The 24,379-nt window shown below is 42.5% G+C and carries 23 protein-coding genes and 1 tRNA gene; 13 read left to right on the top strand and 11 right to left on the bottom strand.

What is annotated here, in order from left to right; all coding sequences use genetic code 11:
- Nucleotides 1–3: 3 nt before the first annotated feature.
- The 12 genes from OFO01_RS07945 to OFO01_RS07890 all read left to right on the top strand — a co-directional run bounded on the left by OFO01_RS07945 (nt 4) and on the right by OFO01_RS07890 (nt 10,265).
- Entirely contained in the window at nt 4–384 is a 381-nt protein-coding gene (locus tag OFO01_RS07945; protein WP_270859672.1) for a response regulator, read from the top strand.
- 13 nt (nt 385–397) lie between these two features.
- Nucleotides 398–474 (top strand) — tRNA-Arg (locus OFO01_RS07940).
- A 101-nt stretch (nt 475–575) separates the two neighbouring features.
- Nucleotides 576–1,130, top strand: coding sequence for a nicotinate (nicotinamide) nucleotide adenylyltransferase (gene nadD, locus OFO01_RS07935; protein WP_270859673.1), 555 nt, complete (start codon nt 576–578; stop codon nt 1,128–1,130).
- A complete protein-coding gene (gene rsfS, locus OFO01_RS07930; protein WP_270859674.1) occupies nt 1,118–1,453 on the top strand; it encodes a ribosome silencing factor in 336 nt (111 codons plus the stop codon). The genes nadD and rsfS overlap by 13 nt, the downstream gene beginning before the upstream one ends.
- Entirely contained in the window at nt 1,453–2,820 is a 1,368-nt protein-coding gene (locus OFO01_RS07925) for a sodium-dependent transporter (RefSeq protein WP_270859675.1), read from the top strand. Before rsfS ends, OFO01_RS07925 begins: the two co-directional genes overlap by 1 nt.
- Before the next feature lie 6 nt (nt 2,821–2,826).
- Nucleotides 2,827–3,408 carry a LysE family translocator gene (locus tag OFO01_RS07920; protein WP_270859676.1) on the top strand — a complete coding sequence of 194 codons (582 nt, stop codon included), beginning with the start codon at nt 2,827–2,829 and terminating at the stop codon, nt 3,406–3,408.
- A gap of 14 nt (nt 3,409–3,422) precedes the next feature.
- Nucleotides 3,423–4,694, top strand: coding sequence for a uracil-xanthine permease family protein (locus OFO01_RS07915; RefSeq protein ID WP_270859677.1), 1,272 nt, complete (start codon nt 3,423–3,425; stop codon nt 4,692–4,694).
- A 188-nt stretch (nt 4,695–4,882) separates the two neighbouring features.
- Nucleotides 4,883–5,383: a cytochrome c nitrite reductase small subunit gene (gene nrfH / locus OFO01_RS07910; RefSeq protein WP_270859678.1), complete on the top strand. Its 501-nt coding sequence runs from the start codon at nt 4,883–4,885 to the stop codon at nt 5,381–5,383.
- Between the two features lie 21 nt (nt 5,384–5,404).
- Nucleotides 5,405–7,084 carry an ammonia-forming cytochrome c nitrite reductase subunit c552 gene (locus OFO01_RS07905; RefSeq protein ID WP_270859679.1) on the top strand — a complete coding sequence of 560 codons (1,680 nt, stop codon included), beginning with the start codon at nt 5,405–5,407 and terminating at the stop codon, nt 7,082–7,084.
- Nucleotides 7,085–7,225: 141 nt separating this feature from the next.
- Nucleotides 7,226–8,407: a tryptophan synthase subunit beta gene (gene trpB, locus OFO01_RS07900; RefSeq protein ID WP_270859680.1), complete on the top strand. Its 1,182-nt coding sequence runs from the start codon at nt 7,226–7,228 to the stop codon at nt 8,405–8,407.
- A complete protein-coding gene (trpA, locus tag OFO01_RS07895) occupies nt 8,400–9,146 on the top strand; it encodes a tryptophan synthase subunit alpha (protein WP_270859681.1) in 747 nt (248 codons plus the stop codon). Before trpB ends, trpA begins: the two co-directional genes overlap by 8 nt.
- 12 nt (nt 9,147–9,158) lie before the next feature.
- Nucleotides 9,159–10,265: a hypothetical protein gene (locus OFO01_RS07890; protein WP_270859682.1), complete on the top strand. Its 1,107-nt coding sequence runs from the start codon at nt 9,159–9,161 to the stop codon at nt 10,263–10,265.
- Nucleotides 10,266–10,477: 212 nt separating this feature from the next.
- Here OFO01_RS07890 and OFO01_RS07885 read toward each other — a convergent pair whose 3' ends face one another.
- Both OFO01_RS07885 and OFO01_RS07880 read right to left on the bottom strand, forming a co-directional pair.
- On the bottom strand, nt 10,478–10,900 hold the full coding sequence (locus tag OFO01_RS07885; RefSeq protein WP_270859683.1) for a hypothetical protein: 423 nt from the start codon (nt 10,898–10,900) through the stop codon (nt 10,478–10,480).
- 219 nt (nt 10,901–11,119) lie between these two features.
- Nucleotides 11,120–13,027 carry a zinc finger-like domain-containing protein gene (locus tag OFO01_RS07880; protein ID WP_270859684.1) on the bottom strand — a complete coding sequence of 636 codons (1,908 nt, stop codon included), beginning with the start codon at nt 13,025–13,027 and terminating at the stop codon, nt 11,120–11,122.
- A 150-nt stretch (nt 13,028–13,177) separates the two neighbouring features.
- Here OFO01_RS07880 and OFO01_RS07875 point away from each other — a divergent pair, with 150 nt between their 5' ends.
- The gene (locus OFO01_RS07875) at nt 13,178–13,756 is read left to right on the top strand and encodes a PAS domain-containing protein (RefSeq protein ID WP_270859685.1); all 579 of its coding nucleotides are present in this window, start codon (nt 13,178–13,180) and stop codon (nt 13,754–13,756) included.
- Nucleotides 13,757–14,216: 460 nt separating this feature from the next.
- Here the strand turns inward: OFO01_RS07875 and serC are convergent, their stop codons facing one another.
- The 9 genes from serC to lysA are packed head-to-tail and all read right to left on the bottom strand — an operon-like array spanning nt 14,217 to nt 24,370.
- On the bottom strand, nt 14,217–15,302 hold the full coding sequence (gene serC, locus OFO01_RS07870) for a phosphoserine transaminase (protein ID WP_270859686.1): 1,086 nt from the start codon (nt 15,300–15,302) through the stop codon (nt 14,217–14,219).
- 16 nt (nt 15,303–15,318) lie between these two features.
- Entirely contained in the window at nt 15,319–16,488 is a 1,170-nt protein-coding gene (gene xseA / locus OFO01_RS07865; RefSeq protein WP_270859687.1) for an exodeoxyribonuclease VII large subunit, read from the bottom strand.
- A complete protein-coding gene (ubiE, locus tag OFO01_RS07860) occupies nt 16,481–17,197 on the bottom strand; it encodes a bifunctional demethylmenaquinone methyltransferase/2-methoxy-6-polyprenyl-1,4-benzoquinol methylase UbiE (protein ID WP_270859688.1) in 717 nt (238 codons plus the stop codon). The genes xseA and ubiE overlap by 8 nt, the downstream gene beginning before the upstream one ends.
- An 8-nt stretch (nt 17,198–17,205) precedes the next feature.
- Complete coding sequence (locus OFO01_RS07855; protein WP_270859689.1) at nt 17,206–18,624, bottom strand: CYTH and CHAD domain-containing protein; 1,419 nt, start codon at nt 18,622–18,624, stop codon at nt 17,206–17,208.
- 48 nt (nt 18,625–18,672) lie between these two features.
- Complete coding sequence (locus OFO01_RS07850; protein WP_270859690.1) at nt 18,673–19,083, bottom strand: Fur family transcriptional regulator; 411 nt, start codon at nt 19,081–19,083, stop codon at nt 18,673–18,675.
- 55 nt (nt 19,084–19,138) lie between these two features.
- Nucleotides 19,139–20,989, bottom strand: a complete 1,851-nt coding sequence (gene dxs / locus OFO01_RS07845; protein WP_270859691.1) for a 1-deoxy-D-xylulose-5-phosphate synthase — start codon at nt 20,987–20,989, stop codon at nt 19,139–19,141.
- The gene (hisC, locus tag OFO01_RS07840) at nt 20,989–22,089 is read right to left on the bottom strand and encodes a histidinol-phosphate transaminase (RefSeq protein ID WP_270859692.1); all 1,101 of its coding nucleotides are present in this window, start codon (nt 22,087–22,089) and stop codon (nt 20,989–20,991) included. Before hisC ends, dxs begins: the two co-directional genes overlap by 1 nt.
- Nucleotides 22,089–23,165 carry a prephenate dehydratase gene (gene pheA, locus OFO01_RS07835; protein ID WP_270859693.1) on the bottom strand — a complete coding sequence of 359 codons (1,077 nt, stop codon included), beginning with the start codon at nt 23,163–23,165 and terminating at the stop codon, nt 22,089–22,091. The genes hisC and pheA overlap by 1 nt, the downstream gene beginning before the upstream one ends.
- On the bottom strand, nt 23,165–24,370 hold the full coding sequence (gene lysA, locus OFO01_RS07830) for a diaminopimelate decarboxylase (protein WP_270859694.1): 1,206 nt from the start codon (nt 24,368–24,370) through the stop codon (nt 23,165–23,167). The genes pheA and lysA overlap by 1 nt, the downstream gene beginning before the upstream one ends.
- Between the last annotated feature and the right edge of the window lie 9 nt (nt 24,371–24,379).

Below are 24,379 nucleotides of genomic sequence, written 5' to 3'. Positions count from 1 at the left end.
TTGATGAAAGAATTAAAAGTTTTGATGATTGATGATGACCTTATAAATTTGAAACTATTAGAAGTTATGATAAAAAAATATGGTAAATTTACCACAATCCTCCAAGCCAAAAACGGCTTGGACGGATTGGCCGTATTAGAGGCAGAGCCAGTGGATTTAGTCCTACTTGACATTGTTATGCCTGTAATGAACGGCTTAGAATTTTTAGATAACTTGCATTCTAGGGAGCATATCGCACATATTCCTGTAATAGTTTTGACCACAGATGAAACTGCAAAAAGAGAAGCTTTAAATAAAGGCGCGTATGACTTTATGACTAAGCCAATCGATTATTCAGATTTACAACGCAAGCTAGATGATGTTATGAACATAATCGGTGATTAATTTCACCGATTTTGTCCTTGTAGCTCAGCTGGATAGAGCGCAAAATTCCTAATTTTGAGGCCGTGAGTTCGAATCTCGCCAGGGACACCACCTATTGAATTTCAAATCAAATTTATTAAAATTTAACCCCTTTATAAAGCACAAAACGCTATAATCGCGCCAAATTTTAAGGCAAAATTTTAAGGATAATAGTGAAAATCGCACTTTTTGGCGGGAGTTTCGATCCGCCTCATGCCGGACACGACGCGATAGTAAAAGAGGCTCTAAGCGCAAATTTAGCCGATTTGCTAGTGATTATGCCGACTTTTATAAATCCGTTTAAGTCCGAATTCACAGCCCCTCCAAGCCTGCGCCTAAAATGGTGTCAAAGCCTTTGGGGTGAGCGCGAAAATATCCTTATTAGCGATTACGAAATCTCGCAAAACCGCAAGGTTGCGACTATTGAAAGCGTGAAATTTTTAAAGCAAAAATTTAACCCTAGCCAAATTTACCTCATCATCGGCGCAGACAATCTCGCCGAGCTTGAAAAATGGCAAAATTTCGAGCAGTTGCGAGATTTGGTTTGCTTCGTGATCGCCACCAGAGAGGGCGCTAGTATCCCCATAAAATGGGCGAATTTGCCAAAAATTAATATTAATGTTAAAATCTCGTCTTCATCTTTTCGCGAAAATTTAACTGGCGAAATTCCAGCGCAAATCAAAGATGAAGTGATAAATTTTTATAAAGGAAAAAAATGCAAGAAGTAAGACAAAGAGCCGAAAAAATCGCTCATATCCTAAGCGAAAAAAAGGCCGAAAATCCCCAAATCATCGACATGAGCGAGAAAGAATACATAGCTAAATTTGTAGTCATCGCCACGACCTTTACCGGTCGCCACGCATACTCGCTGATTGAAGAGATGAAAACCACTCTCAAACCAGCTGGCGAGGAATTTTTGGCGATTGAAGAAGGCGATGATTGGAGTGTGGTTGATTTGGGCGATATAATCGTGCATCTTATGAGCGATACATACCGCGCCAAATACGATATCGAGGACTTTTTAGCAAAACTTAAAAAAGAAGAGTTCTAATGGAGCGTCAAACTTGGAGTAACAAACTCACCTATATCCTAACCGTCGCAGGCGCAACAATCGGCTTTGGTTGCACCTGGCGTTTTCCGTATTTGGTCGGCGAAAACGGCGGTGGGGCGTATGTTTTTGTATTTTGCGTAGCGATGATTGCGCTTGGAATTCCAATGATTTTGGTCGAAAATGTCATCGGACGCAGGGCGCTAAGAAATTCAGTCGATGCCTTTGGCGTGCCAAAACTTAATGGCAAGCAAATCTCGCAAAAATGGAAAATCGTGGGCATTATGGGGCTAATTGGCGCGTTTGGAATTTTGGCTTATTATATGGTGCTTGGCGGCTGGGTTCTGACATACATTATCAACATAATCAATGGAAATTTCAATCTCTCCGCCCCGATAACAGACCCAAAATTTACGGAAAATTTCTACAACGCAAATATCGAAAACAACCCGCTTTGGATCGGAATTTACACATTTATTTTCGTCAGCATTAACTGGTATATCCTAAAAAAGGGCATAATAGATGGAATCGAAAAATTTGTCAAATTTCTCATGCCGGCACTTTTTTTGTGCTTTATCGCGGTTATTGTTACGAATTTGACCCTGCCTAGCGCGACAGCGGGCGTGGGGTTTTACCTTAGCATTGATTTTGCCAAAATCACGCCAAAGCTTCTAATCGATGTGCTAGGACAGGTATTTTTCGCCCTATCTTTGGGATTTGGCGTTATGATTACGCTTTCTAGCTTTTTGGACAAGGAAGAAAATTTAATCCAAACCGCCACACTCACAGCCGTGATAAACACTATAATTGCGGTACTTGCGGGATTTATGATTTTCCCTGCGCTCTTTTCTGTGGGTTTAGAGCCTACAAAGGGCACAAGGCTAGTGTTTGAATCCCTACCTATCGCATTTTCGTATATGCCATTTGGCAATCTAATCGGCGTCGTGTTTTTGTCGATACTGCTCATCGCAGCGCTTACCACATCGCTTACGATTTATCAGGTTTTGATAAATTATGTCGAGGAAAAATTTAACCTCACCACCATAAAATCCACAAATATCGTGCTTTTAGCTATTTTTGTGCTAGGAAATATCCCTTGCATACTTTCAAGCAATATCTTGGGCGATGTGCAAATTCTCTCTCGCTCGATATTTGATGCGTTTGACTTCGTGAGCGCAAATATTTTCTTTGTCCTAACAGCCTTGATGTGTAGCCTTTATGTGGGCTGGGTGCTAGGCGATGACGCCGTGCATGAGCTCACAAACGGCGGAAAACAAGGCGCAGGTTTAGCCAAAATTTGGCTAGTGTATGTGCGATTTGTGCTACCACTAATCATAGCGGTCGTCTTTGTGTATGGAATTTTTGGATAGAAATTTATGATTTTATTTTTTCTTACAATGTTTCCGATTTCGCTGATGCCGGGCATTAATATGATTTATGCGCTAAATTTAGGCATGTCGCATGGATACGCACGCTCGCTTCCTGCGCTCATAGCCCAAACTATCGGCATTGCGCTCGTTTCACTTGCTTGCATTTTAGGCATTGCTGGGCTTTTGATAACGCACCCAAGCGCACTTTTTGTAATCAAGGTTTTGGGCGGAATTTACATTTTATACCTTGGAATTTCGCTTTTTAGAAGCAACGGAAAATTCGAAGAAAAAGAGCAAAAAATAGAAAAAAATTTATTCGCGCAAGGCTTTGTGATTTCTACGACAAATCCCAAAGCATGGATATTTTTCGCCGCAATTTATCCTAAATTTATCGATGCTAACCAAATTTTGGGTTATTATAATTTCGGCTTAATCGGCGTAATGTGTCTAAGCGAGATTATCGCGCTTAGCGTGTATTCGCTCGGTGGAACGATTTTGAAAAATTTGCTTAAAACACATTTGCGATATTTAGAGATTTTTTGCGCGATTTTAATGTGCGTAATCGGAATTTTGATGATTTTTAGATGATTTAAGGAGGGAAAATGGCAGAGAGGTATGAAGGCTACAATTTTAGGCTAAAAGATTCGCTTTTAGGCGTGCAGTTTCTGTTCGTAGCATTTGGCGCGCTAGTGCTGGTGCCGATTTTGACAGGACTTGATACTAATGTCGCGCTATTTACAGCTGGTATTGGAACGCTTGTGTTTCAGCTTTGCACGAGAAAGCAGGTCGTGCCGATATTTTTGGCTAGTTCGTTTGCGTTTATCACACCGATAACTTTCAGCGTATCGCAATGGGGCGTGAGTGCGACAATGGGCGGATTAATGGCGGCAGGTTTGCTCTATGTCGCACTTAGCTTTGTGGTTAGATACAAAGGCGACGGCTTCATACACAAGCTCTTGCCCCCAGTCGTCGTGGGTCCTGTAATCATCGCAATCGGCCTAATCCTAAGCCCGACAGCTGTGAATATGGCTATGGCAAAGGATATCGACGCAATCCCGCAAACCACCGCGCTTATCATCGCTTTTATCTCGCTAATCGCCACGATAATCGCCATAATGTTTGGCAAGGGTATCATCAGGCTAATACCGATTTTATCGGGTATTTTCGTAGGATACATCGCCTCGCTATGCTTTGGGATCGTGGATTTCTCGCCCATTAGCAACGCGAAGTGGTTTTCCGTGCCAAATTTCAGCGCACCAAGCTTTAATCTAAATGCGATTTTATACATGCTTCCAATCGCCATAGCCCCTACAATCGAGCATATCGGCGATATTTTGACGATTAGTAATGTAACAAAGGAAAATTTCTTAAAAAACCCAGGACTTAAAAGCACACTTTTGGGCGACGGTTTGGCGACCACGGCAGCTGCGTGTTTTGGTGGTCCGCCAAACACCACTTATAGCGAAGTTACGGGCGCCGTGCGCTTAACCAAAGCCTTCAACCCAGCCATTATGACATGGACAGCCATAACTGCGATTTTGCTTGCATTTGTGGGCAAGCTAGGCGCATTTATCGCCACAATCCCGGTGCCAGTAATTGGCGGAATTATGATTTTGCTCTTTGGAATCATCGCTTCTGTGGGCATGGAATCTCTCATCAAAGCCAAAGTCGATCTGTCAAATCCGCGAAACATGGTCATAATCTCGCTAATCTTGGTCGTTTCAATCGGCGGATTGGTGCTGGATTTTGGATTTGCGAAATTTAGCGGAATTGGCCTTGGAGCAATCGTGGGCGTGGTTTTAAATTTAGTTCTACCAAAGGTCGATAAAATCGAAGAAATGGACTTCGAGCAGTTAGAAAGCGACGAAGAATAAACTCAAAATTTAAAGATAAATTTGCAAAAATTTATCTTTAAATTCCTACTAAAATTCCAAATAAAACAAAATTTGTAACAAATTATAATTATGTAACATTTTAAGCAAATTTATTGATTTAAATCAATAAATTTTTACTAAATCGTGCTAAAATACCAACTTAACAAATTTTAAATGAAAGGAGTGCTTTGATTACTAACAAATCATCACAGAAAAAGCCTTTTTCTGTAGCCGGCCTCATTCTTTCAGCCTTGATAGGCTTAGTGTTTGGCTTCGGTGTTTTTACATTTGTCTATGCAGACGGCCTAGTGCATCTTAGCAAAGATCCAATCGCCTGTAAAAAATGCCATGTCATGAACCAAGTCTATGAGAGCTGGGAAAAAGGTGGTCACCAGCATGTCGCTACTTGTGGTGATTGCCACTTGCCACACGACTTTGTCGGCAAATGGCTAATGAAAGCAGAAAGCGGTCTTCACCATGGCTATGCTTTTACTTTCAAGGACAACCCGGTAGCTTTTTCAGCTAGCCCTAAGAGCAAAGCAATCGTGCAACAAAACTGCATCGAGTGCCATAAAGAGTATGCTGAACCAGCGATTCACGCTAAACAAGCAGGTGGCTCAGATGTCCAAAACGAAGCCCTTAGTTGCGTATCTTGTCATAGACAAGCCGGACACGCCCATAATTATTAAAATTTAAATAGGAGTACCATAATGAAAAAACTTTTTGCTACCGTTTTTGTCATCGCGGCACTTGCAGGTGCTGGCGTCCTTGCGCTTTTCGCTGACATTAACAGTAAAAAAAATGAGGATAGAGAATATCCGCTAATGCTTACTAAGAACGACGATACTGTTCCAAATATCCAAGAGTGGGGTAAAAATTTCCCAAGCCATCTTGATATGACTTTGAAAATGAAAGACATAAATTTCGAGACTGATTGGGCTGGTTCATTACCATACTCAAAACTTCGCCGCTTCCCAGCTGCTAGCGTATTTTGGAAGGGCTATGCGTTTGCGGTAGATTACAATCGCCCAAGACTTCACTACTATTCACAAATAGATCAAATGGAGACTAAACGCAACAACAAAGAGTATCTAAATTCTCACGGATTGCCTAAATTTAACGGCCAACCAGGATATTGTATGAACTGCCACAGCGGTCATATCATGGCTATAATGAGCGATCCTGATTACAAAGAATTACACGATCCAGCTACTCGCCCAGAGTCATTTAACCAACCAATGGGCTATTTCGACAATGACAAAGAAAATGGCGTATTCAAAAAAGAAGCATGGACAAAAATGAACTCTATTCCATACTTCGATGTTGTTAAAATGATCACTAAAAAACACGGCGAAGATCCTCACGGCGGCGCTCAACTAGGTTCAGCCTGTGCAGACTGCCACCACCCAGATGATATGAGCCTACGCGTAACTCGCCCAGGATTTGTAAATGCAATGGTTGAGCGCGGTTATGAAGCAGATCCTAAATCAGGTATCAAAGGCACAAGAGTAGAGATGAGAAACTATGTTTGTATGCAATGCCATGTCGAATACTATCCAGGCATGAACTCTACACTAGTTTTCCCATGGGCTAAATGGAAAAAAGACGAGCCTTTCAAAATCGAGAATTTCGATGAATACTACGATGAGAAAGCTGCAAATGGTCAGTTCAAATTCGACTACAAACACAAACTAACTGACGCTCCAATCGTAAAAATGCAACACCCAGAAGCAGAGCTATACTCTACAAGTATCCACGCTAGAAGCGGTGTAACATGCGTAGATTGCCACATGCCATACAAACGCGAAGGTGCTAAGAAAATCACAAATCACACTATCCAAACACCTTATGCTGACATCACTGGCGCTTGCAAAACTTGCCACATGCAAAGCGAGCAAGAGCTAAAAGATAGAATTTCATTTATCCAAAATCGCTATGCGTTCGAGCTTAGAAAATGCGAAAACAACCTACTTGCTTTTATCCAAGATGTCGTTACAGCACGCGAAGAGCTAGCTAAACACGAGCAATTCTCAGGCCTTGATGCTGACGCTCAAAAAGCAGCTATCAGCGAGGCACTAAAAGATGTTCTAGCTTACCACAGGAAAGCTCACATCCGCTGGGACTTCGGATTTAGCGAGAACAGCTACGGCTTCCACGCTCCACAAGAAGCAAGCAGAATCGTAGGTCAATGCCAAACTATCGCAAGAGAGGGTCAAGCAGCACTTGTTAATGCCCTAGCTCCATACGGCATCACAATCGCTCTACGCCAAAACGCAGACGAGATCCCTGAGCCAGAGGTTATCACATCTCACAACTACCCAACAGCGATTGATCCTTCTGATAGACTCAAAAAACTTGACGAGGATATCAAAAATATGAATTTCAAATAATCTTTGATTGATTGAAATTCAGCTGCCCCGAGCAATCGGGGCATTTTTTTTGCCCTAAAATTTTAAAATTTAACCTTCAAAAAAGCACTATTTAACGCTAAATTTTGTATAATCGCCAAATTTTATTTTTGAAGGACGCTTATGAACGCAAAGGCATATTTTGGCGCATTTGGAGGGCAGTTTGTCCCAGAAACTGCGATGTTTGCGCTAGAAGAGTTAGAGGAAGCTTACAATAAAATTTCAAAAACCAAAGAATTTCAAGATGAGCTAGCAGATTTGCTGAAAAACTACGCCGGTCGCCCTAGCCCGCTTTACCACGCTACGCGCCTTAGCGAGCATTACGGGCATGAGATTTATCTCAAACGCGAGGATCTAAACCACACTGGCGCACACAAAATCAACAACGCCCTAGCCCAAGCATTGCTCGCCAAAAAAATGGGCAAAAAAAAGGTCATAGCAGAAACAGGCGCAGGTCAGCACGGCGTGGCGACTGCGACAGCTGCGGCACTTTTGGGTTTAGAGTGCGATGTGTATATGGGCGAAACAGATGCCGCTAGACAGCAGTTAAACGCATTTCGTATGAAACTACTTGGCGCAAATTTAGTCACCATTTCTGACGGATTAAAAACGCTCAAAGAAGCTACCACGGCGGCAATTCAAGCATGGGTAAATGAGATTGAAAGCGTGTTTTATGTCATCGGCTCGGCTGTGGGACCACACCCATACCCTGCTATGGTGCGCGATTTCCAGCGCATTATCGGCGACGAAGCCAAAGCACAAGCCACAGAACTTGGCATAAAGCCTGATTTCGTCATCGCCTGCGTGGGTGGCGGAAGCAACGCGATTGGGATTTTCACTGCGTTTTTAGACGATGAGAGCGTAAATTTAATCGGTGTCGAAGCCGCAGGACTTGGCGTGGATACACCTTATCACGCCGCGACTATCACAAAGGGCAAACCCGGCATAATCCATGGCATGAAAACTATCGTTTTACAAAACAAATACGGCATGATCGACCCAGTCCATAGCATTTCAGCAGGTCTTGATTATCCGGGCGTAGGCCCACAGCACGCGCATTTGCACGATATCGCTCGCGCCAAATACGCCGCCGTCACAGACGATGAGTGCATAAACGCGCTTAAACTTTGCTCGCGTTTAGAGGGCATTATCCCTGCGATTGAGAGCTCGCACGCCCTAGCCTATCTCGAAAAACTCTGCCCAAATTTGAAAGAGAAAAAAACCATAATCGTAAATGTCAGCGGACGCGGTGATAAGGATATGAACACCGTAATGAATTATCAAAAAGGAACAATCTATGGATAAGATAGCAAGCGCATTTAAGGGCAAAAAGCCAAATATCGGCTATATCGTCGCAGGATACCCAAGCGTAGCACACACGAAGGAATTTTTATCAAATTTAGACGCCGGCGCGCTTGATTTGCTAGAAATCGGCATACCATACTCAGACCCAATCGCCGATGGCAAAGATATTTTTAACGCTAGTTTTAGCGCCGTGCAAAATGGCGTTACCACCGACACGGTGTTTGAAATTTTAGGCGAAGTAAAGACGCAAAAACCGCTAGTTTTTTTGGTGTATTACAACCTGATTTTCGCTTACGGCGTAGAAAAATTCATCGAAAAATCCGCGCAGTGCGGGATTAGCGGATTTATAATCCCTGATTTGCCATTTGAGGAAAACGAGGAAGTATTTGCTCTGTGCCAAAAATTTAACCTTGCCCTAATCCCGCTAATTAGCGTTACTAGCGAGCATAGAGCCACGAGGCTTTTAAGCAGGGCGAGCGGATTTATCTACGGCGTGGGCGCAATCGGCGTAACTGGCACGAAGCAAACCCCGCTAGATAGGCTAAAAAACATGGTCGCCGACCTGCATAAAATGAGCGATTTGCCAGTAGCTATTGGCTTTGGAATTCGCACCAAAGAAAATGTTTCAGAAATCAAATCCTTTGCTGACGGCGCGATAATCGGCACTGCGATTGTGAATTTGTGCGCGAAATTTAGTGGCGCCGAGCTACAAAAACAAATCGCAAATTTATTTGAATAAAGAAAGAAAAAAATGAGAAAACTACTTTTAATCTTACTTGCAAATTTCGCCCTAGGGGCAAATTTATTACAATACGAAATTTTCAACAACGACGATAGCGTCGATATCGTGCTATCTTTCGACTCGTCGTATGAGCCAGATATCACGCGCACAATCGACGGGCAGTCGATGAGCCTAGTGCTAAAAAACCTAGGCAGCGAAGAGAAATATAACGAAATGCGCACCAACCAAAAGGTTTTGCGCGGTTTTACTATCGCGCCTAAGGGCAATAATGTCGAAATCAACTTCCCCACAGGGGCGAATTTAATCGCAAATGCGATTTCGCAAGACGCGAAATTAAAGCTCTCGATCAATATCAAAAACCCAAATTTCGACCAAAGCCAAATGAGCGTTTCACCTAGCCAAAGCGAAACCGAGCAAGAAAAGCCAAGCTCAAATTCTAGCCTTGGCTGGATACTGCCTAGCATTGTCATTTTGCTACTAATCGGCGCAGTAATGGTGCTCGTGCGCAAATTTAAGGGATTTAAAGGGCGCAAAAGCATAGATGATACTTGGGAGCAGTTCAACTCATCTGTGCTAGAACGCCAAAATAGCGATGAGAGCGAGGATACAGGCGCGCAAGGTAGCGAGCGCAGCTATGAAGCGCGGGCAAATTTCGACGATGAAATCAGCGACGAAGTAGCCCAAAACATATCCTTCACCCAAGAGAGCGAAAAATCGTGGCAAGAACTAGCCCAAAGCGACGAAATAGACGAAGTCATGGCGGAGGAATACGAGCCACGCGACGATAAATTTGACGATGAAATGCAAGATGAAATAGAAGAAAAATTTGAGGAATTCCCGCAAAACAGCGCTTTTCAAAACACTGCGCCGAAAAACACTTCGCCGCAAAGCTCGTTTAGCTCAGAGCTTAAAGAGCGTTTGGAGGCTAAAAGCGATAAAATTTCAGCCTTTGAAAGCGTTTTGCGAAATGAAATCAAAGAGAGCGTGAGCGCAAGTCCTAGCGATATCGGCGTCGAGTTTGTCAAGGAAATCGATGAAAGTAGCACCGCTGTGGTTTTAAAATTTGCTGGCAAAAAACACCTTGTCGTGCTAAAAAACTCAAATATCATCGAATAATTCTAAATTCAGGGCGAAATTTAGCCAAATTTCGCCTTTTTTATCTTTTTTATCAACTCATATTGTAGTTTTTATGCTTTTTCAAATTCTACATAATTTTAGAGTTTGTCACAAATTTGACAAGTCATATCTTTTGTATCGTAAAAATTATATATTTTTTGCATTTTTTACAACGCACAAATTTTTTCAATAATTTTATTTATTTAAATTTGCTATTTTTTTTTATATATTGAAAATTCAAAACATAAATTAGCGTAAATCAAAATAATCACATAGATATGTATGAAAAAAATAAAAAGCCAAAATAAAAAAGTAATTGATTCTAGGCTATTCATTATAAATTCTATACCTGAAACAATGGCTAAAAAAGCATAATAAAAATTTGGGACAAATATAAGCAAAATCGCAAAAACGCTGAGCAAAAAATCATCATTATTACTCAATTTGTAAAAAACATAATAGGTTTTGTATATAAAAATACCGCCAAATAGGTAACCTAAAAAAATAATAATATTAATCAGCAAGCTATCATCAGATACAAGATTGCGAAAATGCAAACAAGTCGCCAACATAATAATCAAAACTCCAATCAAATATAAAATCCAAGAATTTTTGTTTTTTGCAGTTTTTGACATTATGTAAAATTGCTTTATTTTGATTAAAAGCACAGAAAATAAAGCAAAATAAGCCAAGCCTAAATTTATCAAATTTGAATATTTAGTTGAAGCCGGGAGAAAAATTATACACAAAACACAAACGCTGACTATAAGTAATTGAATATGTATATATCTCTTATATTTTTTTAAATCAATTTTTATTAAGTGCATTGTTCAAATTCTTTATATTTTTCTATATTATTCTAAATCCTGCTTCTTTTTCACAGCCTCGTAAATTTCATCTACGCTGGTTAAATTCTGCTCGATAAATTTTTGCGCGCTTTGGCGGGTTTTGCGCCCGAAAATCCCGTCTTGCTTGGCTCCGACAGCCTTTTGGATAAAGAAGATTTTCTCTTTTTGACTGATATTTACGCTATCGTTTGCGTCGCGGATTATCACGACGGTGAAATTCCCCTCGTCCTTTATCGCCACGGGCGCAGGAGCGCTATCCCCAGGGCTAAATTTCGCGCACAGCTGGCTAGCTAAATTTTCAAATTTGCCCGCAAACGCGATTTTTGGAACGCTGTTTTTAGCCACCAGCGCCCCATACACGCTCCCTGCTAGCACAAAAACAGCCAAAATTTTCGCAAATTTCACAAACGCAGGGCGATTTCGCAGACTTCTGCGGTATTCGCTTGGGATTTCGCGCTGTTTTATCAGCGTCCAAACGCTACTTAGCCCCCACAGCACCGCACCGCACACGCTCGCAGCCAGAGCGAAAACACACAACGCGCCCAAAATCCCCACTAGCGCGCTTTTGCCTAGCGCCCCTGCCATAAATCCACACGCCCCAAGCGCGCCTAGCACCCACACTATCGCGCCTAGCACGCCCCACACAGCGCGCGAGTGCGTAGGCGAGACCCTATCTAGACAGCCCCTTATCATCGCGCTCATATTTCGCGCCATTTCATCGCCGATGAAGCCCTCGCATGAGCGTTTTACGATATTTACAGCCTCGTCCTCGCTAGGATTTGGCGCGCTAGCGATTTTTTTCATCGCGCTATCAAGCACGGGCTGGGCAGAATATTTCTCGAAAAATCCATAAGCCTGACGCGCGCTCATACCGCCTTGGGATTGAATTTTGACCAAATTTATGGCGTCATCGGCGAATAAATCATCGAAAATTTTAGGCTTTATAAAGATACTAAGCGGATCGCCAAAGCCCACCAAAACATAATTTTTATCAAAAATTTCAAACCTTAGCTCGACCACCTTGCATTTGCCGATATATTCGGCTTCGCACGCACTTTCGCTAAGCTCTTCCCCGCTTTGGGTAAAGGCGATTTTGCTAGCAATAAATTCTAAATTTTGCGCGCACAAATACGCCAAAAATTCATCATTATAAGCGATTTGGCGCAGTCCGATTCTAGCGCTTGCACTTGCATTTGCGCAAACGCTTCTAGTGCGGATAAAAAAGCCATTTCCCGCGCATACTTCGCAATCGCTCCAACCAGCCCCGTCGCAGGCTTTGCACTTCAATTTCCCTGCGCCAGCGCATTTTTGGCACTCTTCATAGCCCGCGCCACCGCATTTTTGGCAGGTTTGCACGCCCTCGACCATTTTGGTAGAGCCGTCGCTTTGCTCCTTAATGTATGTGGCTGGGATCTGACCTGCGCCTGCGCAGACAAAGCAGGGTTGTTTGCCCGCACCCTCGCATGCCGAGCAATCTTGCGTGCCTGAACCTGCGCATTTTTTGCAGGCGATTTTGCCCTCTTGGGCGCATTTTTCGCAACCCTCATAGACGCTAAATGGGCTAAATGAATAATACCTTTGCTGTGCTTGCGCGCTTGCGATTGCCGAATTTGCGCCCTCTCTTAGCGAGCTAAGCAAAATTTCATGCAGTTTTTGGCTGTTTTTGGCCTCGCTCATGCACTCGCTTGCATGCGCTTCAAACCCCGCTCTATCCTTGCCAAAATGGATTGAGGCGTTTTCTCCGCCAGCTACGACCTCATCGCTAAATTCGCCGTCAAAATCCCATTTAATGGAAATTTTGACCTCGCTAGGGAAAAAATCCCCCCTAGCATTTCGCAAATCGCTAGCTTTGGCAGAGTTTTTGTCGATTAAATTTCGTAATTTTTGTATCAGTGCTTCGTATATTTCGTCCATTTCATCGCCTCAAATTTAATCCTTAATTATAATCAAATTTTGCTTTATTATTTTTCAAATTTCGCCCACCAAGGCGCAACTAGGATAAAAATTTTGTTTTATAAGCAAATTTAAATTATAATCGCTTTATAAAAAAGGAAAACGGACAAAATGAAAAAACCAACCCCCAAAAACGAAGAAATTCGCCTAGAACCCGATCGCTACATCGTATCCAAAACCGATACCAAGGGCTTTATCACCTTTGCCAACACCTATTTTTGCTATATTTGCGGATACAGCGCCGATGAGCTTCTAGGCTCGCCACACTCGATTATACGCCACCCAGACATGCCACGCCTCGCCTTTAAAATGATGTGGGACGAGATAAATCAAGGGCATGATTTTATCGCGCTAGTTAAAAATTTAGCCAAGGACGGGCGGTATTATTGGGTGATGACAGAGTTTCGCCCATACCGCGATCCCCTAAGTGGCGAGATTTACGAGCATACCGCATACCGCAAGGCTCCGCCTCGCTCTGCGATTGAGACAATCGCGCCGATTTATGCCAAGCTTTTGGAGGCTGAAAAAACAGGCGGGATTAAGGCTAGCAAGAAAATTTTGGACGAGCTTTTAGCTAGCAAGGGCAAAACTTACAAAGAGTGGATTTTGGAGCTGACGCTACGCAAAGATACATTTACCGATAATTTTTTCCGCACGATGAGAAATATCTTTAACCGCGGCGAAATTTGAAATTTTGCATTATTCATTGTCGTTGTAAGCAGGCGCGCGTTTGATTTGTCATTGCGAGAATTTGCTCAATTTGTCATTGCGAGCGCAAAGCGAAGCGTTAAGACGCTTCGCCAAAAGCGCGTGGCAATCTACGAATTTAAAATTTTAAAGTCAGTATTTTGCAAATTTATCGTTTATGAATTTCAAACTCGTAAATTGCTTCGTCGCTATCGCTCCTCGCAATGACATAGCGAGCAAAATTTGCATAATCTGTCATTGCGAGAATTTGCGTAGCAAATTCGAAGCAATCTACGAATTAAAAATTTAAAGTCAGTTTTTTTGCAAAATTTGCCTAAATTATTTCGCGCGTTGCGCTTGCAATAAGAATAAATTCGGCTCAGTATTTTGAAGTTTGCGCTAGCGGAATTTGGAGAAAATGGCTAAATTTAGCCTTTGCCAAATTTAGCCCAAATTTTAAAATTTAGCCGTTTTTACGGGCGAATTCTCTCATAAACTCCACGAGAGTTTTGACATTTTCTGCCGTGATTGCATTGTATAGCGACGCACGGATTCCGCCTAGCACGCGGTGCCCTTTGAGCCCAATCATACCAGCCTTGCTAGCCTCATCGATAAATTTCGCCTCGATCTTGGCCCCGCTTGCGATATTAAAGCTAATATTCATCAGGCTTCTGCTATCCGCTCTCGCATGCCCAGCGTAAAATCCGCCGCTCGCGTCGATTGCCTCGTATAAAATCGCGGCCTTTTGCTCGTTGCGCGTAGCCATTTTAGCAAGGCCTCCGATTTCGTTTTCGATCCACTCTAACATCAAATCAAGCATATAAATTCCAAAGGTATTTGGGGTATTATACATAGAATCGGCATTTGCTTGGGTTTTGTAGCGCAAAATCATAGGAGTGCTGGTATCATCAGCCCTATCAAGCAAATCCTCGCGAATCGCCACCATTGTTACACCTGCTGGGCCGCCATTTTTTTGGATACCGCCATAAAACAAGCCAACGCTTGAAATATCCACAGGCCTTGAAAACAAATCGCTCGAACTATCCACGACTAGCGGGCATTTGCACTTTGGCAGAGCCTTATACTGCGTGCCATAAATCGTATTATTCGAGCAAATGTAGCCATAATCGGCGTCGTCGCTGAATTTCACCTCTGGGATATGGTCGAATTTGCTCTCTTTGCTACTTGCGATTACGCGGTGATTTATGCCTAAAATTTCCGCCTCTTTTATGGCTTTGTTCGTCCAGTTGCCGGTGTTTGCGTATTCGGCGTAGCCTGTTTTTGTTATGAGATTCATAGGCACTTGCGCGAACTGCAAACTGCCACCGCCTTGCAAAAACAAAATTTTGAAATTCTCGCCAAAGCCATAGAGCCGTTTTACGCGCGCCATTGCGCTATGTAGGACTTCCTCGAAAATTTTGGTGCGGTGAGAAATCTCGATAATCGAATATCCATGACCCTTGTAGTCGGTAAATTCGGCCTTAGCGTGCTCTAAAACGCTTAGCGGAATCGTGCTAGGACCAGCGCTGAAATTAATAACTCTACTCATTTTGCCTCCTTGAAATTTAATCTAATATTTGCGCCACTTTTTTAGCATTTTGCGATACAATCGCGATTTTATCGCCACTTTGTAGCTCTTCTAGGCTGATTTTTTTGCCATCTTTTTGGATTTGCACTAAATCTTTTGTGAGCTCAAAATAGCTTGCTTTTTGTTTTAAAATTTCGTTTTTTAGCTCGATTTGATGAGTTAAATTTGCAAATTTGGCGTTGATTGTGTTTTTAAATTTAATCTCTAAATTTTGCAAATTTAATAAATTTTGCGTGATTTTGGTATCTACAGACTTGCTTTTTAGCTCGAAATATCGCATTTTAAGTTCATTTTGCAAATTTGCAATTTTTTCATTTATAAATTTTTTCAAATAATTTTCCGCGCCGTCTAAATTCTGATAAAGCGTGGAAATTTCTGGCAATAAATCCACCATAGCCGCTGTTGGCGTGAGCGAGCGATGATCTGCGACAAAATCGCTTATGCTAAAATCTATTTCGTGCCCCACAGCCGAAATTATCGGCGTTTGCGCTGCGTAAATTTCGCGGGCGAGCATTTCGTCGTTGAAGCACCACAAATCCTCTTTGCTGCCACCACCCCTTGCGATAATAATCGCATCATACTGGACGCTATCAGCCCTGCGCAGTGCAGATATGATCGAGCTTGGCGCGCTAGTTCCTTGCACCAAAGAGTTGTAAATATCGATTTTAAGCATAGGAAATCTATCGTTTGCTACTCTTAGCATATCCGCGCACGCTGCCGATCCTGCGCTCGTAATAAGCGCGATATGGCGCGGAAATTTCGGAAGCGGTTTTTTGCGCGACGCGTCAAACAGCCCCTCGCCAGAGAGCTTTTCTTTAAGCGCATTAAAGCGCATTTCTAGCTCGCCAGCCCCAGCTTCGCGCATTTGCGTTACTTGGATTTGATACGCACCTGAGGCTGGATAAATCGTAAGTTTGCCCGTTAGCACGACGCGCATGCCGATTTTTGGCGTGAAATTTACCCTTTGATTGGCGAAGCGAAACATAGCGCAACTAAGGGCTGAGTTTTCGTCTTTTATCGTAAAATACCAGTGTTTGCTTATGCTCTGCTCGCTAAATTTCGAGATCTCGCCCTCGACCTCGATACCAGCAAAGGTCGTTTCTAGTAGCGCTTTGGCCTTTTCATTGACTTCGCTGACGCTAAGCATCACGCACCTTTTTGGCGATAAAAAGCGTGCTCACATCGAAGCTAAATCCCTTTATCACAAGTGGCTCAAAGCCCGAATTTATGAGCTTTTCTTTGAAGCTTGCGGTGTCTAGGAAATTGCCGATTGAGCTTGGCAAATACTCGTAAGCTTCCTTGTTTTTCGAAATCGCGCCACCGATTAATGGCAAAATTTTGCTGACATAAAAATCGCGCATTTTAAATACTAGCCCGCCGTTTTGGGCTTTGGTAAATTCTAGCACCACGACTAAGCCACCCGGCTTTATTACGCGGTTAAACTCGCGCAAAGCTTCATCTAAGGCCACTACATTTCGTATGCCATAGCTGATACTTACGATATCCACGCTAGCGTTTTCTAGCGTCGTTTGTGTCGCAGTCGCGGTGATGAAGGTGTGGTCTTTGAATTTCTCTTTGGCTACGCCTAGCATTCCCACGCTTGGGTCAATTCCTATGATTTGCTCGATTGAAACGCCGTGTTTTGGGGCTAATTCCTCCCAAATTTTAATCATATCACCAGTTCCGCACGCTACATCGGCGATTTTTACGCTTTTGTTTTTGCAGTATTCAAGCGCCGCTCCCACGCCTGCTTTGCGCCACGAAGTATCCACGCCAAGGCTGATTGCGCGGTTTGCCTTGTCATAAGTAGGCGCGATTTCATCGAACATTTTTATGATTTTTTCTTGTTTTTCCACGATTTTTCCTATCTGTATATTTTGATTTTTGCAATTGCTTTTTTTATGGATTTTAAAAACTCATCTTTGTGAGCTAAAATCTCGCTTTTTAGGGACTTTGTCTTGGCAATTAGCTCGTTGTTTAGAGCTAAAAGGTATTTGAAACTCTCGTCGTTTTTATCGCTTGCTTTTTGATACATGGCGATGAAATTTTGCCAAATACTCACATCTTGGAGCGCACCAAAGCTCTCTTGCGCGATTTTTACCTGCTTGTAAGTCTCGCTGATCCTAGCGCTCTCATAAATCCTAACGCAAAATTCAAGCTCGTAGCGAACCTTTTTTAGATAAATTCGCGCGTCGTGAAATTTGGCGATTTCGCTTTTTTCGTTTAATTCGCCAATCACGCCTCTAAGGGCTTTTAACGCCTTGTTTAGGCGGTTTGAGATAAATTTTTTAGCGATTTTTTCATACTCTGGGCTAAGGTAAATTCCGCCTAAATTTTTCAAAAAATCCTCAAATTTAGCCCTAAATTTATCAAATTCAGCGTCGCTTAAAGCTCTTTTTGTGCGCTCATTAATACTGCGCCCAAGCGCGTCCATCTGCGCTCCAAAGTGCGCTGGGGCGGAGTTTTGCACCAAAAATTTGCTAAATACTTCGATATCTCGCATTTGATTTGTTTTGCCGACGATGTTTTTGAGATGAGTTAAAATTTCATCAGTGATTTTTGGCGCGAAAAGTGGAGCGAAAAATTTCACCATAACCCGCATTTTACGCATTGCAATGCGAAATTTATGAAGCGCTTCCTCATCTTTGGCGCACATATATTCATCGTGCGATTTTAAAATTTGCGAATAAATTTTAGCAAAAATCACGCCAGCACTTTGCGCGCTATCGGCGTATGGCGGGATTTGAAATTTCATATCGTCAAATTTTTCAAACACGCTTTTGGCAAAGCCATAATTTAGCTTTTCGCAAGGCTTGCCAAAACGCGCTAAATAGCGTGTTTTGTAGCGAAAATCATCGCTGATATCTAAAAATTCGTGCTCACCAAATGTTTTGACAAAATCAAACTTCTTGCTAGCTTCTTCGCTTTTGAAATTCGCAACTAGCGTGATTAGCGTAGATAGCCTGGAAGAGTAAATTTCTAGGTGAAAATCAGCCTGAGAATTCGCAAAGCCATAACGGCATTTTTGCACCATTTCGCCCTGCATATCGGCCTTGGCTTCGCTAAAATCGTCTTTGGAAATTTTAAATTTCAAAGCCTCACGGATGAGATCTTCTTTTTTATGATGAAGCGTGAAGGTATTGTTTTCGCAGACATAGTAAATTTCGGGCGAAAATGATGTATAAAACCAGCTAACATCGCTTTTGCGAAGTTTAACGCCAGCATCTTGCAATGCAAATAAAATCGCCCTATCATAAAGTAGAAATTTGCGCTTTGTCTTCATACCCACTCCAAAAATAAAATGGGTAATGATAGCAAATTTAAGCTTATATTACCTACAAAACTCGCAGTCTTCAACTGTGGCTGTTATATTTAGTTTGCGGACAAAATTTTTAAGCTGTTTTTCGACGCTGGTGCGCATATCGTCCATAAAAATATCGCCCATAAACATATCGCTGACATTTCCGCATTTTTCACAAACGACATGCATGTGCGGGGTGTTGTAAATATCGTATCTTGGCTTTTGGTTTGGAGTATTTACCTCGACAACCACGCCCTCATCAAGCAATCTATTTAAATTTTTATAAACCGTAGCAAGTGAGATTGATGGATAATCCTCTTTAATCCCGTCATAGAGTGAGTCGATATTTGGGTGCTCGTGGCGGTCTAGCACTTTTAGGATACAAAGGCGTTGTGGCGTGGCTTTGAGCCCGCAGTTTTTGAGCAAATCTACATGTGTCATAATGTCGTCCTTAGATAAAATTTACTCATTATATGCAAAAAATATTAAACTAAAATTATACTAATTGATAATTTTTTGTATTTGATATTACTTTTGCTAAATTTTGCGCATCTAAACCTAGCGATTTCTCCACATCTGCGGTGCTTCCGTGCGGTAAAAAAATATCATCGAATTCATAAGAAATAATTTTTACATTTTGAATATTTTCCTCTTGTAAAAACGCGCCTAGTATTTCGCCCACACCGCCTTTTTTCATACTTTGGCTAAATACGAACCAAATTTTGGTTTTTTTCGCTAAATTTAGTAAAAATTCTCTATCCAATGGCTTTACAAAGACCAAATCAACGATATTTACGCTGATTTTATCATTTAGGATTTTTGCTACCTCGCACGCCTTGCCGGTGCTATCTCCATAGCCGATAAATGCGATTTGGCTAGCCTCGCACTCTTTGATAAATCTCGATTTTAATGGCGAAATTTCAGGAATTTGCCCGAAATTTGGCTCCAAGCTTTGCATCGTAAAACTTCCGCGCGGATAGCGAATCGCCAAAATTCCCTTATGCTCGTGCGAATACCTCATCAATGCCCTAAAACTCGCCTCATCACACGGCGCACACATGCTTAAATTTGGAACCCCGTTAAATAGGCTTATATCAAAAACCCCCTCGTGCGTCTCGCCGTCCTCGCCCACGATTCCAGCCCTATCCATGGCGATTACTGCGTTTAAGCCCATAAGCGCCAAATCGTGGATTACTTGATCGACCGCGCGCTGCATGAAGGTCGAATATATCGTAATGTATGGCCTAAAACCCTCTTTTGCCATTGCTGCCATTGAAGTTACCGCATGCTCCTCGGCAATCGCCACATCCCAAAATCTATCCGGGAAACGCTCAATTAGCGCGTCTAGCCCAGTCCCGCTTGGCATAGCAGCTGTTACGCCAACTATATCAGAGTGAGCCTGCGCTAGCTCTAAAAGGGCTTCTTGGTAAATTTTTGTAGCTGATTTCGCGCCCGATTTTTTCTTAAATTCGCCACTTTTTATGTCGAAAGCTCCCACGCCATGCCAGTTGCCGTCGTCGTTTTCGCTGTTTTTATAACCCTTGCCTTTGATTGTTTGGATATGCACAATTACGGGCTTTTTAGCACCCTTTGCAACCTTAAATGCGCTAATTAAATCGCCTAGGTTGTGTCCATCAACGGGGCCGATGTATTCAAGTCCAAGCTCCTCGAAAAACATGCCAGGGATTATGAGTTTTAGCGAGTTTTCAAAGCGCCTTGCCATGTATGTAGCGCTTTCGGGCGCGTGAGATAAAAGCTCTCTTATGCGCGATTTAAATTTTTGATATGTCTCGCCCGCCATCATCTGGCTAAGATACTTGCTAAATGCGCCGATTGGCTTAGAAATGCTCATTTTGTTATCATTTAGTATGATTACGCAGGGCAAATGCAAATCCCCTAGCTCGTTCATCGCCTCATAAGTCATGCCCCCACTCATCGAGCCGTCCCCTACTAGCACCACAGGCACCCTATCCTCGCCTTTGAGTTTGATCGCCTTTGCTGCGCCCACAGCTAGGCTAATCGAGGTGCTAGCATGCCCAGCTACGAAATAATCATGCGCGCTTTCGCTAGGCTTAGTATATCCGCTAAGTCCGCCAAATTTACGCAAAGAGCTAAACTCCTCCCAACGCCCAGTTAGAAGCTTGTGCGCGTAGCTTTGGTGGCTGACATCGAAGATAAATGGATCTTTTGCGCTATCAAAAACCACATGCATAGCCACTATCGCCTCGACTGCCCCCATATTTGAGCTAAGATGACCGCCGTTTTGGCTCACGACTTCGACGATTCTGGTGCGAATTTGCTCACAAAGCTCGCTAAGTTCGGTTAGGCTTTTGTTTTTGATATCCACTATAACAACTCTTTTAAGGCTTTAAAAACGCGCAAATTTTGCTTCGGAAGTCCGATTGTAATGCGAATCGCGTTTAATCCATAGCTCTTTAAATTTCGCAAAATTATACCTTGTCGCAAAAGAGCGTCGCAAATTTGGGTTGAATTTTGATTTTCGCCTAGCATAAATGTTATGAAATTTGCATAACTTGGTAGAAATTTAATGCCGTTTTTGGTGGCAAATTTTTCAAATTTTTTCATCTGCTGAAAATTATTTTGCAAGGTCTTTTGCACAAATTTATCATCGCTAAGTGCCGCAATCGCCGCTGCTAAGGTCGGCGTGGTGATATTAAATGGCGGGCGCAGTTTATAAAGCGCGCTAATAATTCCACTCTCGCCAATTCCATACCCCACTCTCATACCACCAAGCCCATACGCCTTAGAAAATGTCCCAAGATAGAGGGCATTTGTGAAATGCGTGGCTATAAATTTAGGGTCAAGGTGCTTGTTTTTGTCCTTAAATGTGGCAAATTCATTATAAGCTGCGTCGATGATGACGAGGGTGTCCTTATCCACGCTAGCGATAAATTCGTAAATTTTCTCAGCGTCCAAACACTCGCCAAGAGGGTTGTTTGGCATACACAAAAATATCGCTTTTATCTCGTTTTTGTGCGCCTCATAAAGCGATTTTAGCGCCTCTAAATCGTGCGAAATTTCTTTGGTTTTATAAATTTTGCCCTCGCAGTGCCTTGCGTAAATACCATACATCGCAAAGCTTACCCCTGCTTGAAGTATCGCAAAACCCTTGCTAAGCACGCTGTGAAGAGCAAATTCTATGATTTGATCACTACCTGCGCCGATTATGATATTTTCGCTTTTTACGCCAAATTTCGCCGCTAGCGCGTCTTTTAGCTCAAACATACTATCATCAGGGTAAAGATGAGCACAGGTGGCGCATTTTTTAATGGCTTTTTGCGCTTTTTTGCTAGATCCAAATGGATTTTCGTTGCTAGCTAGTTTTAGCACATCTTTTTTCTTCACGCCAAATTCGCGCACCACTAGCTCGATTGGCTTTCCAGCCTCGTAATTGCTCAAATCTTCCAAAAATTTGTTAAATTTCATTATTCATCTCCATTTAAATAGCTTCCAAGCCAAGTTATTTCATGAGCGTGGCGAGTGGCGTTTTCTAGCACTCTAATCACACCCTCATCGTCGATATGCCCCTCAAAATCGATATAAAATACGCTTTTGAAATCATGCGATTTAATCGGACGGCTCTCTAATTTAGTCAAATTTATCCCCTCATTGCGAAACATTTGAAGCAACTCCACTAAACCACCCGGTTTATCATCAGTTTTAGCCAAAATGCTGGTTTTGTTGCGGTCGCTTCTTTGGTTTTTGAAGTCGCTTAGCACGAAAAATCTCGTGCGGTTGTTTGCATTATCCTCGATTTTTTCATACATTACAGGCACGCCATACAGCTCGGCTGCGATTTTAGAGCAAATCGCTGCTGAATTTGGGGTTTCAAGCGTGGCTTGGGCGGCTTTGGCAGTGGATTTGGTGGCTGTAAATTTAACCCCACTAAGCCCGTGATCGTCTAAGAATTTCAAACATTGATTATAGGCTTGTGGGTGAGAGAAAATCTGCGTAATCTCGGCTGTTTGCGTGCAATTTGTAACCAAAGAGTGGTGGATATCCATATAAATTTCGGCTACGATTTTGACCTCTTGATATTTGCGCAAACAATCCAGCGTCACGCCGACTGCGCCTTCGGTATTGTTTTCTATGGGCACGACGCCGTATTTGGCCTCTTTGGTGATTAGGGATTTAAACACTGCCTCAATGTTTGAGAGTGGCTCATAGGTGCTAATCGCGCCAAATCTAGCCTTGGCTGCTTGGTGAGTGTATGTGCCAAAAGGCCCTAAAAACGCTACAACTTGCGGTTTTTCTAAATTTCTAGAAACTGAGAAAATTTCAAAAAATATCGCCTCAATGGCCTCTTTGTTTAAATTTTTTAGCTTTACCCCATCAAGCCTAGAAATTATCGCACGCTCCCTTTCTGGGCGATACACGGCGCTTCCTGTGGTTTGCTTCAATTCGCCGATTTTTTTGACATAATCCATACGCAAATCAATCAAACGAATAATCTCATCGTCGATTTTATCAATCCCTACGCGTAAATCTTCTATGCTTTTCATCACTCTTCCATATATTTTTTTTCGTTTGCAACGAGATCCTCGAAACTCTCTCTGGCTCTGATTAAGCGATCCTTGCCCTCGCTAATAGCCACCTCAGCTGGGCGCGGGCGCGTGTTGTAGTTGCTAGACATGCTAAATCCATACGCTCCTGCGCTTTTTATCACCAAAATATCGCCGTGGTCTAAATTTGGCAAATTTACATTTTTGGCTAAAAAATCGCCACTCTCGCAAATCGGCCCTACGATATCACAAAGCGAGCTTTCTCCCTCTTTTTGCACTGCTACGACCTCGTGATAGGCTTGATATAGGCTTGGGCGGATTAGATCGTTCATAGCTCCGTCTGTGATGACAAAGCGTTTGGCGCCGTTGTATTTCTCGTATAAAACGCTAGTGATAAACTCGCCCGCATTTCCTACGATAAACCTGCCCGGCTCGCATGTAATCGTAACATCTAGCCCACTTAAAACAGCCAAAATTCCTTGCGCATAATCATACAAACTAACCTGTTTTTCGTCTTTATAGCGGATTCCAATCCCTCCACCGATATCGAAAAATTTAATCTCAATCTGCGCTGCAAGCAGTTCGCGTAAAAGATCGCTTACGATTTTCGCTGCGTCGTGAATTGGTGAAATATCTGTTAATTGCGAACCTATGTGAAAGTGGATTCCAACTGGATTTAAAAATTCAGACTTTTTGGCGTAAAGATACATAGCGCGCGCATTATCAATGCTAACGCCAAATTTGTTTTCGTTAAGTCCAGTAGAAATGTATGGGTGAGTTTTGGCATCGACATTTGGATTTACGCGGATACTAATCCTAGCGGTTTTGCCCAAATTTTGCGCGATTTTTTCTAAGCGATACATTTCTGCTTCGCTTTCTAAATTTATATATAAAATTTCGCTTTTTAACGCCTCTTCTAACTCATAATCTTGCTTGCCAACACCAGAATATATGATTTTATACGAATTTGCCCCGGCCAAAAGCGCGCGTCTGACCTCGCCGATACTCACGCAATCAAACCCGCTTCCTAGCCTTACTAAATGTTGCAAAATGCTTAAATTTGAGTTTGCCTTAATAGCGAAGCAAACTAGCGATTTGCGCGCTGCAAATGCACCTTTTAGCAATTCATAATTTTTCGTAATCTCGTCGAAATCATAAACATAAAGTGGAGAGCCGTATTTTGAGACTAAATTTTTGTAATTCATATATTTTCT

The organism is Campylobacter sp. JMF_01 NE2 (genome assembly GCF_027737365.1).
Classification (GTDB): Bacteria; Campylobacterota; Campylobacteria; order Campylobacterales; family Campylobacteraceae; genus Campylobacter_B.
This window is presented reverse-complemented; position numbering and strand designations above follow the sequence as displayed.

Bases quoted from the DNA above. Each gene is read 5' to 3' on its own strand.
- OFO01_RS07945 (WP_270859672.1), top strand. From the start codon at position 4: ATGAAAGAATTAAAAGTTTTGATGATTGATGATGACCTTATAAATTTG.
- rsfS (WP_270859674.1), top strand. From the start codon at position 1,118: ATGCAAGAAGTAAGACAAAGAGCCGAAAAAATCGCTCATATCCTAAGC.
- OFO01_RS07925 (WP_270859675.1), top strand. From the start codon at position 1,453: ATGGAGCGTCAAACTTGGAGTAACAAACTCACCTATATCCTAACCGTC.
- OFO01_RS07920 (WP_270859676.1), top strand. From the start codon at position 2,827: ATGATTTTATTTTTTCTTACAATGTTTCCGATTTCGCTGATGCCGGGC.
- OFO01_RS07915 (WP_270859677.1), top strand. From the start codon at position 3,423: ATGGCAGAGAGGTATGAAGGCTACAATTTTAGGCTAAAAGATTCGCTT.
- OFO01_RS07905 (WP_270859679.1), top strand. From the start codon at position 5,405: ATGAAAAAACTTTTTGCTACCGTTTTTGTCATCGCGGCACTTGCAGGT.
- trpB (WP_270859680.1), top strand. From the start codon at position 7,226: ATGAACGCAAAGGCATATTTTGGCGCATTTGGAGGGCAGTTTGTCCCA.
- trpA (WP_270859681.1), top strand. From the start codon at position 8,400: ATGGATAAGATAGCAAGCGCATTTAAGGGCAAAAAGCCAAATATCGGC.
- OFO01_RS07890 (WP_270859682.1), top strand. From the start codon at position 9,159: ATGAGAAAACTACTTTTAATCTTACTTGCAAATTTCGCCCTAGGGGCA.
- OFO01_RS07885 (WP_270859683.1), bottom strand. From the start codon at position 10,900: ATGTCAAAAACTGCAAAAAACAAAAATTCTTGGATTTTATATTTGATT.
- OFO01_RS07880 (WP_270859684.1), bottom strand. From the start codon at position 13,027: ATGGACGAAATATACGAAGCACTGATACAAAAATTACGAAATTTAATC.
- OFO01_RS07875 (WP_270859685.1), top strand. From the start codon at position 13,178: ATGAAAAAACCAACCCCCAAAAACGAAGAAATTCGCCTAGAACCCGAT.
- serC (WP_270859686.1), bottom strand. From the start codon at position 15,302: ATGAGTAGAGTTATTAATTTCAGCGCTGGTCCTAGCACGATTCCGCTA.
- xseA (WP_270859687.1), bottom strand. From the start codon at position 16,488: ATGCTTAGCGTCAGCGAAGTCAATGAAAAGGCCAAAGCGCTACTAGAA.
- OFO01_RS07855 (WP_270859689.1), bottom strand. From the start codon at position 18,624: ATGAAGACAAAGCGCAAATTTCTACTTTATGATAGGGCGATTTTATTT.
- OFO01_RS07850 (WP_270859690.1), bottom strand. From the start codon at position 19,083: ATGACACATGTAGATTTGCTCAAAAACTGCGGGCTCAAAGCCACGCCA.
- hisC (WP_270859692.1), bottom strand. From the start codon at position 22,089: ATGAAATTTAACAAATTTTTGGAAGATTTGAGCAATTACGAGGCTGGA.
- pheA (WP_270859693.1), bottom strand. From the start codon at position 23,165: ATGAAAAGCATAGAAGATTTACGCGTAGGGATTGATAAAATCGACGAT.
- lysA (WP_270859694.1), bottom strand. From the start codon at position 24,370: ATGAATTACAAAAATTTAGTCTCAAAATACGGCTCTCCACTTTATGTT.